18 protein-coding genes and 1 pseudogene are annotated in these 14,831 nt (G+C 43.4%); 15 read left to right on the top strand and 4 right to left on the bottom strand.

The genetic code is table 11. The features are described from left to right. Position 1: 1 nt before the first annotated feature. On the bottom strand, positions 2 to 1,006 hold the full coding sequence (locus V6W81_RS07740; RefSeq protein WP_338542470.1) for a FecCD family ABC transporter permease: 1,005 nt from the start codon (positions 1,004 to 1,006) through the stop codon (positions 2 to 4). Next, positions 1,003 to 2,052, bottom strand: coding sequence for a FecCD family ABC transporter permease (locus V6W81_RS07745; RefSeq protein ID WP_338542472.1), 1,050 nt, complete (start codon positions 2,050 to 2,052; stop codon positions 1,003 to 1,005). Before V6W81_RS07745 ends, V6W81_RS07740 begins: the two co-directional genes overlap by 4 nt. Positions 2,053 to 2,162: 110 nt before the next feature. On the opposite strand from V6W81_RS07745, the gene V6W81_RS07750 reads away from it, so the two are divergent. The 9 genes from V6W81_RS07750 to V6W81_RS07790 all read left to right on the top strand — a co-directional run bounded on the left by V6W81_RS07750 (position 2,163) and on the right by V6W81_RS07790 (position 9,069). Continuing rightward, a complete protein-coding gene (locus tag V6W81_RS07750) occupies positions 2,163 to 2,843 on the top strand; it encodes a response regulator transcription factor (protein ID WP_338542474.1) in 681 nt (226 codons plus the stop codon). Next, positions 2,840 to 4,615: a sensor histidine kinase gene (locus V6W81_RS07755; RefSeq protein ID WP_338542476.1), complete on the top strand. Its 1,776-nt coding sequence runs from the start codon at positions 2,840 to 2,842 to the stop codon at positions 4,613 to 4,615. The genes V6W81_RS07750 and V6W81_RS07755 overlap by 4 nt, the downstream gene beginning before the upstream one ends. A gap of 115 nt (positions 4,616 to 4,730) precedes the next feature. After that, positions 4,731 to 5,339: a hypothetical protein gene (locus V6W81_RS07760; protein WP_338542478.1), complete on the top strand. Its 609-nt coding sequence runs from the start codon at positions 4,731 to 4,733 to the stop codon at positions 5,337 to 5,339. A gap of 42 nt (positions 5,340 to 5,381) precedes the next feature. Next, positions 5,382 to 5,951, top strand: coding sequence for a GNAT family N-acetyltransferase (locus V6W81_RS07765; RefSeq protein WP_338542479.1), 570 nt, complete (start codon positions 5,382 to 5,384; stop codon positions 5,949 to 5,951). Between the two features lie 18 nt (positions 5,952 to 5,969). Then, positions 5,970 to 6,497 carry a hypothetical protein gene (locus V6W81_RS07770; protein ID WP_338542480.1) on the top strand — a complete coding sequence of 176 codons (528 nt, stop codon included), beginning with the start codon at positions 5,970 to 5,972 and terminating at the stop codon, positions 6,495 to 6,497. A gap of 30 nt (positions 6,498 to 6,527) precedes the next feature. Beyond that, positions 6,528 to 6,893, top strand: coding sequence for a hypothetical protein (locus V6W81_RS07775; protein ID WP_338542481.1), 366 nt, complete (start codon positions 6,528 to 6,530; stop codon positions 6,891 to 6,893). Positions 6,894 to 6,915: 22 nt separating this feature from the next. Further along, positions 6,916 to 7,434: a GNAT family N-acetyltransferase gene (locus tag V6W81_RS07780; protein ID WP_338542482.1), complete on the top strand. Its 519-nt coding sequence runs from the start codon at positions 6,916 to 6,918 to the stop codon at positions 7,432 to 7,434. A gap of 60 nt (positions 7,435 to 7,494) precedes the next feature. Next, complete coding sequence (locus V6W81_RS07785; protein WP_338542484.1) at positions 7,495 to 7,875, top strand: hypothetical protein; 381 nt, start codon at positions 7,495 to 7,497, stop codon at positions 7,873 to 7,875. A gap of 255 nt (positions 7,876 to 8,130) precedes the next feature. Next, positions 8,131 to 9,069, top strand: coding sequence for a hypothetical protein (locus V6W81_RS07790; protein WP_338542485.1), 939 nt, complete (start codon positions 8,131 to 8,133; stop codon positions 9,067 to 9,069). Between the two features lie 101 nt (positions 9,070 to 9,170). Here V6W81_RS07790 and V6W81_RS07795 read toward each other — a convergent pair whose 3' ends face one another. Continuing rightward, positions 9,171 to 10,139, bottom strand: coding sequence for a cation diffusion facilitator family transporter (locus tag V6W81_RS07795; RefSeq protein ID WP_145053012.1), 969 nt, complete (start codon positions 10,137 to 10,139; stop codon positions 9,171 to 9,173). Between the two features lie 322 nt (positions 10,140 to 10,461). Between V6W81_RS07795 and V6W81_RS07800 the strand changes: the two genes are divergently transcribed. The 3 genes from V6W81_RS07800 (at position 10,462) to V6W81_RS07810 (ending at position 12,490) form a co-directional block, all read left to right on the top strand. Beyond that, positions 10,462 to 10,995, top strand: a complete 534-nt coding sequence (locus V6W81_RS07800) for a hypothetical protein (protein WP_338542486.1) — start codon at positions 10,462 to 10,464, stop codon at positions 10,993 to 10,995. A 79-nt stretch (positions 10,996 to 11,074) separates the two neighbouring features. Then, entirely contained in the window at positions 11,075 to 12,082 is a 1,008-nt protein-coding gene (locus tag V6W81_RS07805) for a phosphotransferase family protein (RefSeq protein WP_338542487.1), read from the top strand. A gap of 27 nt (positions 12,083 to 12,109) precedes the next feature. Next, positions 12,110 to 12,490 carry a VOC family protein gene (locus V6W81_RS07810; protein ID WP_338542488.1) on the top strand — a complete coding sequence of 127 codons (381 nt, stop codon included), beginning with the start codon at positions 12,110 to 12,112 and terminating at the stop codon, positions 12,488 to 12,490. Positions 12,491 to 12,612: 122 nt separating this feature from the next. Here the strand turns inward: V6W81_RS07810 and V6W81_RS07815 are convergent. Further along, positions 12,613 to 13,016, bottom strand: a pseudogene (locus V6W81_RS07815) (STAS/SEC14 domain-containing protein). A gap of 86 nt (positions 13,017 to 13,102) precedes the next feature. Between V6W81_RS07815 and V6W81_RS07820 the strand changes: the two are divergent. The 3 genes from V6W81_RS07820 (at position 13,103) to V6W81_RS07830 (ending at position 14,807) form a co-directional block, all read left to right on the top strand. Beyond that, positions 13,103 to 13,822 (top strand): isoprenyl transferase, encoded by a 720-nt coding sequence (locus tag V6W81_RS07820; protein ID WP_056698976.1) that lies wholly within the window; start codon positions 13,103 to 13,105, stop codon positions 13,820 to 13,822. Positions 13,823 to 13,898: 76 nt separating this feature from the next. Then, a complete protein-coding gene (locus V6W81_RS07825) occupies positions 13,899 to 14,192 on the top strand; it encodes an RNA polymerase alpha subunit C-terminal domain-containing protein (protein WP_338542491.1) in 294 nt (97 codons plus the stop codon). A 36-nt stretch (positions 14,193 to 14,228) separates the two neighbouring features. Then, complete coding sequence (locus V6W81_RS07830; RefSeq protein ID WP_338542493.1) at positions 14,229 to 14,807, top strand: GNAT family N-acetyltransferase; 579 nt, start codon at positions 14,229 to 14,231, stop codon at positions 14,805 to 14,807. The last annotated feature ends 24 nt before the right edge of the window (positions 14,808 to 14,831 follow it).

The raw sequence follows: 14,831 nt of genomic DNA on the forward strand, positions 1-14,831 counted from the left end.
GTTATTTTTTCTGTCCTTGCTTGATGATTAGATATACAAAATAAGGCGCACCAATAAGTGACGTGATGATGCCGACGGGAATCTCCATTGGTGGTACAATGACACGACCTAGAAGATCGCCGAGCATGACAAGTAACGCACCCAAAGCTGCGGTAAAAGGTAGGGAACGGATGAAGTTCTCCCCGGTCAGTTTATGAGACAGATGCGGAATGATCAGTCCAACAAAGCTGAGATTACCCGAGATGCTGGCAGCACTTGCGGATAAAGCCAATGCCACGAGTAGTAGTAATGTTCGGACGGTACGTACTCGGGTGCCTAATGACACAAGTATCGACTCATCCAGCTTCAACACATTCAGATATCGCACAAGCAGCATGGCGGCGATTAATCCAGCTACCGTCCATGGCCATAATAGCTCGGCGTGTTGAAGATTACGTGCGTAAAGGCTGCCTTTGAGCCAGACGAGTGCCTGGCTGGAGCTCATGGCGTATTTGACAATTAACATCTTGATGATGGCTTGCAGAGCCGCACTTACAGCGATCCCCACTAGCGCCAGTCGAATCATGGAGTTGCCTTGACGCCGATAAGCCAAAAGGAATATAAGTACACTTGCTGCTGCGGAACCTGCCATTGAGTAAACTGGAAGCCAGATCGCTGGCGTTAAAGGTGCAAGCAGAATAATAAGCACGGTTACAAGTCCACCACCTGCCGTCGCGCCAATAACATCGGGTGAAGCGAGTGGGTTACGAAGCACTGTTTGCAGAATAGCTCCTGCCACAGAAGCAGAAACACCTACAAGTAGGGCGCAGAGTACGCGCGGCAACCGAAGCTCATAGATGGTGCCGGCATGTGCACGGAACTGGTTAGCGATCTCGCCAAAGGTAACCGGTGTAGCCCCGAAACGAAGTGACAGGATAAAGACAACAACGATCATCACTAGTATGGTAGTCATTAGAAGAGAGTAACTACCTTTGCTACGGAAAGATATAATCTTCATATTTCTCATCCGTTCTTCCTCCCACGCATTCGCATCAGGACAATGAAGAAGGGGGCTCCAATGAATGCAGTAATAAGTCCAACAGGTGATTCAATCGGGTAGAACAACATTCGCCCAACCAGATCAGCGTATACCAGCAGAACGCTGCCCGTAAGTGCTGCGAGCGGCAGAATGATACGGTAATCTATACCTACCAGTGTACGAATGATATGTACCGCCATTAGACCGATGAATCCAATCGGGCCACATATGGCTGTCGCTGCACCTACCAGTACGACAATTGCAATCATAATTCCGCTACGAACAACAGTTAGTCGTTGTCCTACAGAGATGGCCGTGTCCTCACCCATGGATAGCACGTTTAACTGCGCGGCAAATAAACAGCAAACGATACTCATGGGGACAAGCGTGAACAAAGAGAAGATAACATCATCCCAGGACATGCCTGATAGATCGCCCGCCATCCAGCGAAGAAGTTGGTACAGATCCGTATCATGAAAGATGATGAGAGTGGTAGTCATTGAGCTGAAGAACAGACTATTCACAAGTCCTGTCAACACCACACTACTGGAACTGAAACGGCTGCGCACACTGAGCAAATAGATGATGATACCGCTCAGTGCTGTTCCAAGCATGGAGGCTGTGACCGTAAAAAAACGAAATGTCTGAAATTGCAGCAAGACGAGCAGAACCGCAATTGCCATATTGGCTCCCTGATTAATGCCCATGACTTCAGGATCAGCTAGATCATTAGACGTTAACGACTGTAGCAAGCAACCAGCAATGCCAAGTGCCGCTCCGACTATAGCCGCTGCGATGATCCTTGGCAGACGAATCGTAGTGACTGAGCGAATCAGTGATTCGTTATCATACCAGCCAAACCAGTTGAACAAGATCGGTTCTTTCCGACTGGGCTGCAAATGAAATATCATGGCTAAGTAACAACCACACAGAAGTAGCACGATCAAAATCAGGTAGATCCATACCCGTTTCGATAGACCCCAGCGCTTTCTAGCAGGAGAGGAATGAGATGTGCTTTGAATTGAGAGAGACATGCTGGAACACCTTCATCTCCTTTTCAACGTTCAATTTTAATGAAAATGATTATCATTGTTGCTATAATACATTACAGTTGTGTGATTCATGTGTTTTTAGGGGGAGAACTGTGAGACGTTCCGTTTTATTAATAGAAGATGAGGAATCCATTCGTGAACTGGTCAGTGATTACTTCACACAATCCTCTTGGCAAGTGATCGAAGCGGCCAACGGGGAAGAGGCATTGGAGTTATTCGAGACGCGTCCAGTTGATCTCGTCATTGTGGATCTGATGATTCCGAAAGTGAGTGGCTGGAATGTGTGTAAGCAGATACGTTCACAATCCACGGTGCCCATTATCATCCTGACCGCCAAGTCCGAGGAGGAGAACAAGCTGCTAGGTTTTGAACTGGGAGCGGATGATTATGTAACCAAACCCTTCAGTCCAAGAGTGCTGGTTGCTCGTGCAGAGACGCTGATGAAACGTGTGGAGCACACGATGGGTCAGGAGGATCCAATGATTTCTTTTGGAAATACGGTCATTTATGAGAGAAAGCGTCTTGTGGAGATTAACGGCCAGCCTATTGAGCTGTCTTATAAAGAGTATGATGTGCTGCTGCATTTGCTGAAAAATAAGAACTTTCCGTTAACGCGTGAACATCTGTTAAATCAGGTGTGGGGCGTGGACTATTTTGGTGACCCTCGTGTCGTGGATACACATATCAAAAATCTGCGTAAAAAGCTCGATGCAGACGCTCGTTACATCCGCACGGTGTTTCGCATTGGTTACAAATTTGAGGTTGAGTCATGAAGCCAAGAGGCATTGTATTTAAGCTGTTTGTGGCAAACCTGGTATTCTATATCGTTTTCTTTGCAGCAGTTGTGGCCGGGCATTTCTGGTTCTTCGAACGTTTCTACCAGCATGAGCGAACGACTGAACTCGGTAAAAAGTTAGCCTCCTTCGCTTCGGATTACACCCAGCAGAAATGGCCTGCTGAGAAGACACCAACCGTTATGGGCAGCTTCATTACGCAAAATCATGTGCAAATGGCGATTCTGGATACAGACGGAGAGGTTCGTTACGATAACCCGTTCCGCATTCAACTGAGTACAGACGCAGGGCAGCCGTTATCCATTGCAGTCTCCTTTTTTCCGGATATGTCCGCATTGACGGCATATGGCTTGCAGCCTGGCGATCGCATAACGGTACAGGGAGAGTACTATGTGGAGCAAGGGCATTCGTTATTCTCTCCCTATGTCATTCGTAAGAATGGCTCCCCTGAAGTAGGATCACTACCGTATAATGCGAATCGAGAAGGCGTTATCGAGGTGAGCGGAACGATTGATTCTCTATTGTTGCCAGCACCCGGACAGTGGAATAACAGAGAAGGCATTATGGCTGCTGCGCTTAAGGTATGGTTCCCTCTGCCAGCCGAGTATAACGAGCAGGTGAACCGGGGAGAAGCGTTTCATATGGAGTGGAAGGAGCCCATTAGCGGGGTACATAATCTCGTGTTTGTCCAGCCCATCCTACGTGATGGTAAGGTGATCGAGTATTTATTTGCATTAACACCGTTAACCCAGCTTGGCGAGGCATTTGGCGCACTTGAAGTGTATTATGCCTTTTTCAGTATTACCGGGGCGTTGCTGCTTATTGTGGTTCTTTCGTTTTTATTCTCCAAAATGGTCTCGCGCCCGCTATTACAGCTGAACCGAAACGCGGCACGTATGGCGAAGCTTGATTTCACTGCGATCTCTTCTATTGAAAGTAAAGACGAACTGGGAAGTCTGTCAGAGAGCTTGGTCAGCCTTTCTTCGAATCTGGATCGCACATTGAAGGAACTTCAATTGACGAATGAGAAGCTAGTACTGGAGATGGAATACAAGAGTAAAATGGAAGAGTTGCAAAAGCGCTTTGTTTCCGATGCATCTCATGAGCTCAAGACACCGATTAGTGTGGTGAAGGGGTATGCCGAAGGGCTTCTGGACCAGATCGCCGAAAATAAAAGAGAGCGATACATCCGTACCATTTTACGAGAAGCGGATCGGATGGAGAAATTAGTGCTAGACATGTTGGAGCTTACTCGGCTGGAAGCCGGAGCAGTGAAGTTACATGGTGAGTTATTCTCGGTGAATGAACTTGCATTAGAGTCCATGGAGAAGATGAAGCAGCTTGCGAAGGCGAAGCGCATGGAGATTCAAATTCAGGGAGATCGGAACGTGCACGCTTGGGCGGATCCCGAGAAAATTGAACAGGTACTCCTGAACTATCTCAGTAATGCTATTCGTAACGGTACGGAAGGAAGCCCAATTCAGATTCTTATCCAGCATGATGTACAGAAGCAGAATGTCTGTGTATCGGTAGAAAATGAGGGGTCAACTATTGCAGAGCATGAATTATCCCTGATATGGGATCGTTTCTATCGGGAAGAGGATGCTCGCAGTCGCCAAGCAGGGGGAACCGGTCTAGGATTATCCATCGTGAAGGAAATTATGCAATTACACCAGCAATCGTACGGGGCTGTGAATACGCCTAATGGAGTCAGATTTTATTTTACATTAAATGTTCCATTGGAGGGGTGAACCTATTAAAGCACAGAACTATAAAATCGTACCAACACCTAATGACACGTTCCAATTATATGTTAATGGTCAATTGATCTCTCAAAATCTGTACGATCTGGGCGCAGAACTCAATATGATTCAAATTGATGTGTGTGAACATTGTTTTTACCCCGGATGCTCGTATTCGGGATATGTAGAGGTTCTGGATCTCGGTGAATATGTTGTTTGGAAAGAACCACTCCGTAATCAATATTCATCTTTGAACCGAGAATTTATGGCGGCCTCGGGCATTCGATATGGAAGTTTATTTTGGAGTCGAGAATTATACACGGCATTGCAGCAAGAGATCCAATCCTTAGGGAGAACAGTACATGTGGATGGAGAGCGTTATTTGATGAGTGAGGATGTCTATGATCTGTGGAGAATCAATGGTTCAAGATCATATTCACCAGAACGGCATGATACGTTTTCGCTCGCGACACTATTGGAGAACCAGATTGGGATGTACGCAGAAGATTTGACGGAAGAAGAATGCAGGGCTTGGTTTAATGAAGCGAAGAAACAGCGAACAGTGCCGAATCGTCAGGTCATTCGAGTTCAAGAAATCAATCATACCATGAAGAAAATCGTGATGATGTTCGACCAACCTGTATACAGAGAATGGGATTGCTTATATATTGATGGGAGAGCGTTGTATTACAATGTGGGAGAAGGTGTGGTTACGAGTATTGCAACGACTTAGTGTCATATTGGGTGTGTGATCAAGTTATAAGGAGGACTACCTGTGGAATTAAGACCAATCACATCAATCACGATGGATGAATTTGCTCAGCTCGGACATTTTGGATACGTCTCCACACGTAAATTGGAATGTTCAAGAGAAGAGACGGAGATACCTTACTCTTACTCCGTACGACTCCATCTCATTGATGTAGATCCGCCGTATGTGAAGGAAGAAATGAATGATGAAGAGGATCTGGAGCGATATAACCAGCTTGTTACAATGGGGTATTCGTATGGGGTATATGTCGATCAGCAGTTAGTAGCACTTGCGATTGCTGAGCCTCAATACTGGAATAATACGTTGTTAATCTGGCATCTTCAGGTTCATGAGCGTCATCAGCGGAAAGGGTACGGCAAGATTCTTATCGATAAGATGGCCGAATTGGCTAGAGACAACGGGTTACGAGCGGTGACGGTCGAGACGCAAAATACCAATGTAGCCGCTGTACAGTTCTATATGCAATGCGGATTTCAGATCGAAGGAATTGACCTCTCACTATACTCCAATAACGATACAGGAAGTGAAGAGGTCGCATTGTATATGCGTAGGAAGATTCCACAGCATGAATAACTAGAAGGAGTTGCAACGTTGAAGGATTACGACAAGGGAAAGGTAAGGCTGAGATGGTACGAATACATAAGCATTCATTCATTTAGCTTAATATTACTAGTGATATTTTTGAGTTTAATTAATGTAGAGCCAGAAGATCTCAAAGATTTCATTGAGTTATTCGTTCAGGTCAATATCACCGGCGCATTAGCCATTGCGGCACTTGTGGCCAGCATTGGTACCTTTAGGTGGGACCACTATATCAAAGGATTAAAAGAGGAAGGCATGTTATCTAAAAGATTTAGAAAAAACTATATTTTTAAGAATGCTAAAAATCCATTGTATCTTATTTTATTTATGATCAGTACCTTTATTCTTCTAAGCATTGTGACGTTAATTGCTAGTGTGTTCCTTGGTGAAAGTGAAGTATCCATTCTAACAGTAGATATTAATATTGCACACGTTGTTAGATGGGCATGTCTTAGTCTGGTTGCAATCAACTTAGCCTTGAGTATTGTTATGATTCAGTATTCACTGAAATATATGAAAGAGCTTCTCTATAGATAGAGGATAGCATTGAATTAGGAGCGAAGAAATATGGGACAGAAGCAGTTCTGGTTTTATATCCAACGAGAGATGACCGATTTTATCCAAGACGTCAACTTGTTCAGTGGCTTGGATGATTCTCATCGAGATTATGAAGATACATGGGAATGGTACGAATATGGCTCAAGCGACCTAAGTAATACAGAGGTGTATATCAATATTTCAAGAGCGCACAACGGGGAGCAAGCTAGTTACGAATGTCCGGTCAGGTTAAAGTATCATAACTCAGAGGTAGAGGTTCATACGGTTGGATTAGGGATTTCAATAGAATTAGGTGTGAAAGTATATTATGGTCAAGTCGCCTATGAAGGCGGGAATCAGTATACATATCAAGAGGAGCTTAGTTGGGGAGCATAAACAAGAAGCGGAGGTAGTGAAGATGAGCAGTATTACGCTAAAACAACTCTCGACCCAGGAACAAGCAGCCATGTTGGATCGTGAGTTCGTTAATCATTTTCCATGGTATCGTTCAGGAAATTACTTTGCGAAGTGTTTGGAAGAGAATGTACAAGGAACGCGAGTAACCCTATTGGCATTCTGTAATGAGGTACTTGCAGGAGCTTGCCACCTGTTACATCACTCGGAGTATCCGTTTTTCAACATCGAAAATATTCCCGAAATCAATGATCTCAACGTATTTCCTGAATTCAGAAGAAAGAAAATTGCCAGCGCGTTACTCGATGAGATGGAGAACATTGCAGCCCGAGATTACACACGTATTGGACTCGGCGTAGGGTTGTATCAAGATTATGGCAATGCCCAAATGATGTATACCAAGCGTGGTTATGTCATGGATGGGAAAGGGATCATGTATAAGAATGTTCAAGTGGTACCTGGACAACCGGTGATGGTAGATGATGAATTATTGCTGTATTTAGTGAAGGACTTGGGCATATAGTGTTGTAAAGGTTAGTTGCTAAAGTCATATTTTCTCATTTATTTGGGGAGAGTGGTCGTAATGATTGTCATGTCAGAGATCATATTCGCTATGTTGATTGTTGTGGTCATTCTTTTCCAAGCTGCGTTAGCTGCTGGTGTACCATGGGGCGAATATGCGATGGGTGGGAAATTCCCTGGTCAATACCCCCTATTTATGCGTTTCATTTGTTTGTTTCAGATCGCCATTCTGGCACTGATCGGAGTCATTGTTTTAAGTAAATCAGGTTCGCTAATGCCTGCATGGTCAGCGTTTGCTGATACAGCGATTTGGTTTATCATTGCCTACTTGGTGCTCGGCACGATAATGAATCTTATGACACCAAGTGTGTGGGAACGAAGAATCTGGACACCTGTAACCCTTCTACTTCTTATAACGAGTCTAGTCATTGCATTGTCATAAGATGTTATGTAGCAATAACATAGCAACGATAGAGCCCTGGCATGTATGCCAAAGGGCTCTTTTCATAGTTAATGATCCTCATTTATACTAAATGGAAGGTGTGAATATACATAGAGAGAGTCAGGAAGGGGAGACTGTATTGTGGTGTGGATCTTTTACTTTGGAGCAGCTATTTTCATTATCATAGGAGTTGCAGTAGGGCGTAAGCTGAAAGGAAATCGTTCCACAAGAGGCCGAAGAAGGCGTCGGAAGAACATGTACAGAAGTACCAATTTACCTCAGAATCTTGGACTACGCAAAGAGATTGCATATAACCAGACCATTCAGAGACTGGAAGCTAGCTTCCAAACACATTTTTATACACATTCTGAAGATAAACTTGAATTACGGATGCAACAGGAGCATCCTTACATGAATAAGCTAGAGTATCAGTGGAAGCTGCTAGAGCTCAAGCGGTACTTCATTATGGCTTCGTTGCTGAAGCAGGTGCCTATGTTCAGTGAACAGGTGGATCAGTTGTGGCATGAAATGCTGATGTTTACAAGATCGTACGCCGATTTTTGTACAGAATTCATGGGTGCCATGGTACATCATGAGCCAGCAGTTACTCGCAGTGATACGCCAGGTGCGCGTGCTTGGTTTGACTGGGTATATTGTCAGCTCTTTGAGTTCACTCCGTATAGTTCCGCGATCTGGGGTGATTTCTTCAGATATCCGTTATCTGGCGACATACAGAAGCTGATTGTACAGGGGAACCGGTCTGAACTGGTGAACCAGCTTTTCCATGCTAGGCGTACGCAGGAGGAACCTGAGACAGCGCAAGTGGTTACTTACCTAATCGAGCAGTTACAACGATCAGCCAACCTGAACGAGAAAGAGTTATCTTTTGAAAAGACAGGCTCAGGTACGAGCAATGTGGCTCTTCTCATGGCAAGTGCAATGGTATATTACTCCATACAAGATGAGTCAACGTATGAAATGCACATGGAGAGTCTGGAACAAGACATTTTCCCGAGGGAGAAGGCGGCTTCGTCAAGTAGCGGCTGTTCGAGTAGTTCCAGTTGTTATGCAGACCATTCCAGCGATCATCACAGTCATTCTTCTGGAGATTCTGATTCTTCTTCAGGCTCATCTTCTTCAGATTCTTCTTGTAGTTCATCCAGTTGCTCGTCTTGTGGCGGTGGTGGAGATTAAGATAGGGACAATGGAGCAGTGCGGAATGCACGAATCATCAAAAGGGCTTTCCCATTTGCGGGAATAGCCCCTTTTTTGGAATGGACACTAAAGTGTCCATTTTAATGATGATGGTGCGCGTGCGCATCTGGTGCGTCGCCTTTGACGGTGCATAATACCGAACGATCATGCATGTGTTTCTCAGACTCCACCTGTAAAGTCACATGTTTAATTTCCTTATGCTCCAGCAGATGTTCAATCTTCTGAACCAACATTTCGGATGCATACACATCCATCTTGCCATCTACGACAATATGAGCGGTGAGTGCATTCAGGTTGCTGGTAATCGACCATACATGCACATCATGCACACCTTGCACGCCGTCTACGTTTTGGATCGTTTGTACAAGATCATTCAGATCTACATTCTTAGGTGTACCTTCCATGAGGATATGTAAGGACGATTTGGTAACGAAGAAACCACTGCGTAACACAAGTACAGCGACAATCACACTCGCTAATGGATCTGCCCAGCCCCAACCGAAGAACATCATGAGCAGAGCTGCAGCAATAGCCCCAACAGAGCCGAGCATATCACTGATGACATGTAAGTATGCGCCGCGCATATTCAGATTTTTCTCTGTGTCACTGCCACGCATCATAATCCAGGCAACCAGTATATTAATGAGCAATCCAATCGTACTGATGATCAGCATGCCTACGGTTGCTACTTCGGGTGGGTTAATGAAGCGACCAATGGCTTCGTAAAAGATATATAGGGAGATACCGATAAGGGTAATCCCATTCAGTGTAGCGGCTAGAATCTCAAAACGCCGATATCCGTAGGTTTTACCTGTGTTCACAGCTTTCTCACCAAATGTGAATGCTAACAAAGCAATTCCCAAGGCAATGGAGTCTGAGAGCATGTGACCTGCATCTGATATTAGTGCCAGGCTGTTCGTTATAAACCCACCAACGGCTTCAACAAACATATACAGGGTAATGATGATAAAGGAAATGAGCAGAACTTTCTTGTTGTTGGTGTGTGCGTGATGATGACCATGGTCGTGGTTGTGATGATGTCCAGACATACGGAATTCTCTCCTTTTAGAAAAAAAATGTCTCATTAAGAAGCAGTTGATGAAACGTGGAACGACTAATATGATTTAATTATGAACATATGAACAACTACTCATATGTTTTATTTTTTTATTATAAAAGTACCTCATACCAGTGTCAACCCGTTTCATTAGAATTATGAGTTATAAAATGGAAAGTAATTGAGTGAAGTTAGTAAAGCTTATGGTATGATTGAGTGAAACATAAGGGAAAAACATGAAAAAATGGGTGTTCGTACATATAGAACGGGATACTAAATCTTAAAGGAAGAGATCGGTTAGGTGGAGGATATGTATGCAAGATCGACAAAAGAAGATGTGGGTTTGGACAAGTAGTGTAATGTTATGTGCAGTAGCAGTTGGCATCATCATCTATGTTATGAACAGTGATGACATGGAGCATAACGGGGGGAACTCAATCACAGCTGATACTACAGCTGTGAATCATACCCTGCCGACTGAAGATGAGGTTCCGTCAGAAGTGGAAGAAGAAGTAAATATGATCGGAATGATTGAAACAAAAGATAGCAAGAATCTGGATATTTACATGAGTGCTTCAAGAAGCAATAACTTTGGGCAACTTCCATTCAAGCAAGATGAATCATTCAAAATGGTTGTAACGAGTGAAAAAGTAAACGAACTTGAAATTGGACTTATGTCGATGACTGATGAGCAAATCTATAGTGAAATTGTAGAATCCGGAACAGGCAGCGTAACGATCAAAGTACCTGAAAGTGGGATGTACCGAATATACGTGAATAATCTATCGCCTGATTCTGTACAATTTCAGTTGAAATTAGGGAAGGCGATCGAGGGGCCGATAGATTAAGCGTTGGCTTTAAGACTCGGTATAGTCTGGGTGCTGTCTGTCTTTCTGTTAACGCTAACAATAGAGAGGTAGTTAACTCATGAATGAGATTCCATATAAGCTAAACTTTGAGAAATTGTGCAGTGAGCTGGAGCTTGGTGATCTAATAGGAACACCTACAGCCATCTCAGGAGGCTTGTTACATAGAACGTATGCCTTAGTAACTAGCCTAGATAAATATGCAGTGAAGGCACTAAATCCTCAAATTATGCTCAGACCTGAAGCGGTTACGAATTATAGACAGTCGGAGCGAATTGCGAATAAGCTAGCTGACACTATTGCTGCACAACCTGCCATGATCTTCAATGGTAATGCTGTGCACCATATTGAGGATCAATACTATCTCGTATTTCAATGGATTGATGGACAGACTTTTCAGTCTATGGATATTACTCCACTTCATTGCGAACAGATAGGTACGATCCTCGGACAGATTCATAGAACGGATTGTTCTTCGATTCTTGATACAAGTCTTCAGCCGGCCAAACAATTAGAGATCGACTGGAACGGTTATGTGAAACGAGGTCTACACGAAAATATAGAATGGGCTCCGCTATTGGAAAACCATGCGCACAAGCTCTATGAGTGGACGGCAAAGGCTAACACTGCTTCAACAATACTCAGCGTAGATCAGGTAATCAGTCACCGGGATCTAGAGCCCAAAAATGTCATGTGTCGTCATAATAAACCTATTATTATTGATTGGGAATCTGCGGGACGGATTAATCCGCTGCATGATCTCGTTGAAACTGCAATCTATTGGTCTGTGCTTGATACGGGCATTGTCAGTCAAGTTAAATTCATGGCATTTGTCCGTGCATATCGGAAGCAAGCAGGTGAACCAAAGGCCGATTGGGGCATGGTGTTGAATCATGGTTATGAAGGCAAGTTAGCATGGTTGGAATATAGCTTGAAGCGATCCTTAAAGATTGAATGCACAGATCAAGCAGAACAACAGCTGGGAACATCTCAAGTCAGTGGAACGTTAGAAAGTTTGCAAAGGTATGAAAATATGAGTGGTGAGATTGAAGGCTGGCTTAATGCTTGAACATGTCTGAAGAAGGGAGATAAATTCATGGTAAAACAGGGCTTTACACATTGTTTGCAGATGTTTCCGAGTGTGAATATGGCTGCTACAGCAGGGTTTTACGAACGTATCGGCTTCCGGGTTGTACGTTATCTAGATGCGAGTGAACCTCATGTGTGCCTATATATGGATCAGATTGAAATCGTATTAACTCAATCGAACCAAGAAGCGATTGTTCCTAATCGAGAAGTGCACGGTTATGGGTACGATGCGTATTTCATCACAGATAACCAAGAGCAGATGGAGAAGACGTTAAGAGAGTTCGGTGTGAATATTGTACGTCCGCTAGCTACCACGGATTATAACAATAAGGAATTTGTGTTTGAGGATATTGATCGAAGATGGATTGCGGTAGGTAACAAGCAGTAAGAAGTAACTCTAAAATGATGATTTCTATTGCACATACGAGTTTACGAGTTTCTGAGAGAGGAATTTTAACATTCAGGGCATATAAAAACCAGTTGATAGTTAGCAACTGGTTCTTCCTAAATTTATACGGAGTATTTCTTCAACCAATGCAAAGCTTGTTCTTGATCAGCAAAGAATTTAACGGATTCGGTTTGATTCGATTGTTCTAAATAGTTCATGATCTCGCCTTCTTCAAGAAGAAACGCTATAGCCTGAGTGTACTGCAAAAGGTGTTTGTTGAAGAACTTATCTTTCCAAGCCTTTTGCACAGAAAAAAGATCTGGAATGTACCCTTTTCGATCGACCAACAATTTAAATGTCCGGCCTTCGGAAATAAATTGCTGACAAGCTTGCTCAAAGCCTACAAACCATTCGTCAACATCATTTGTTGTAATCTTACCAGTTAGGTGGGTAACGATTAAATCTCCTGAAATGGTTGTGCTGATATTTTGCTTGCTAATTTGGAATCATCTCCCTTAGATATCATTATACGAATCAGGAGATTGGAATCAATCCGAATGAGAGCTAAATGTATGATTTTTATGGATGAGCTTGATATGGAGGGGATTTAACATGATAACGAAGAAGAAGCTAGGTCAAGAAATTCAAAATGATCATTTTCCTAATCATATTGCCATCATGATGGATGGCAATGGTCGATGGGCTAAACAGCGTGGATTACCACGAACAGCCGGGCATTACGCTGGTATGAAAACGATGCGGAAGATTATTCGGATCTGTTGCAAGATGAATTTGAAATATCTCACGTTGTATGCATTTTCATCTGAGAACTGGAAGCGTCCTAAGGATGAAGTGGATTATATTCTGAGTTTACCAGAGCAATTTTTTGATGAAGCAACATTACAGGAATTTGATGAGAATAACATTCGAGTCCAATTTTTGGGAGACATTCGTAAATTCTCGACGGGGTTAACGGATATGATGCAATCAACTGTGGAACGAACCAAGAACAATGATGGAATGATTCTGAATTTTGCGATGAATTATGGAGGTAGGGCTGATATTATGCATGCCATGGAACAAATTGTGGCATCCGGCATTCATCCAGATGAGATAACGGAAGAGTTGTTCGAATCGTATTTATATACCGAAGGTCAACCTTCACCTGAACTCATTATTCGTACGAGTGGGGAGATCCGTCTAAGTAACTTTCTACTATGGCAGTCAGCCACTTCGGAGCTATGGTTTACGCCAACCTATTGGCCCGATTTTAATCAAAAGTTATTGAACAGTGCGATTCAGGAGTACATCGAACGAAAAACAAGAGAATGATATACAGCGAATGACGGGCTGTACATCAATTCGTTGAGCTTGGTAATTTATAAAATTACTGAAAGGGTGAGTCATGATGGCAAAAACCAATAAAACATTACGAACGTGTGAACAAGGTCACCAATATTATAAAAGCAGCGACTGTCCTACATGTCCAGTATGCGAGAAGAAACGCAAACCCCTAACTGGATTTTTAAGTCTTCTTAGTGCACCGGCTCGACGGGCATTGGAGCATGAAGGGATAACGACAGTACAGGAGCTTGCAAACCATCGTGAGAAGGATATCTTGAAGCTGCATGGTATCGGCCCTTCCTCAATGCCGAGTCTTCGCAAGTCCTTGGAGGAAGAGGGGCTGCGTTTCAAGGATTAATCTCAACATCAATCTAATTAATAAGGGGCGATATCCATGAAAACGATTGCGAGCTACTTTGATCCATTTCCTATTCTAGAAACGGAACGCACACGTTTACGACCCATTACGTATTCAGATCTGGAGGATATGTACGGCTACTGTTCGCATCCGGATGTCTCGCGCTATACCACTTGGGATAAACATAAGAGCAAGGAGGATACAAAGGCCTTTATTGATTTTGTCTTAAGTCGGTATGAAGCTGATCAGTTGGGATCTTGGGGAATTGAGTATAAGCCAACGGGAAAGCTGATTGGTAGCTGTAATTATCTGAATTGTGATAGCCATACGATGAAAGCTGAAATTGGGTATGTTCTCTCACATGAATACTGGAATAAAGGTATTATGACCGAGGTTGTGAACCGAATCATTGAATTTGGATTCACAGAAGTTGGACTTGTTCGAATTCAGGCAATGTGTATGATCAACAATACAGGTTCCGCGAAGGTTATGGAGAAAACGGGTATGAAGTTCGAAGGAGTTCTGCGTAATTATGCCAAGGTGAAGCAAGAGCTCCATGACTTGAACATGTACGCTATTACCATCGAAGATTACAGATCGCTGAGGAGTGTATGATGAAGGGGTTATCACTGATAGAAA

Source organism: Paenibacillus tundrae, from assembly GCF_036884255.1.
Lineage (GTDB): Bacteria > Bacillota > Bacilli > Paenibacillales > Paenibacillaceae > Paenibacillus.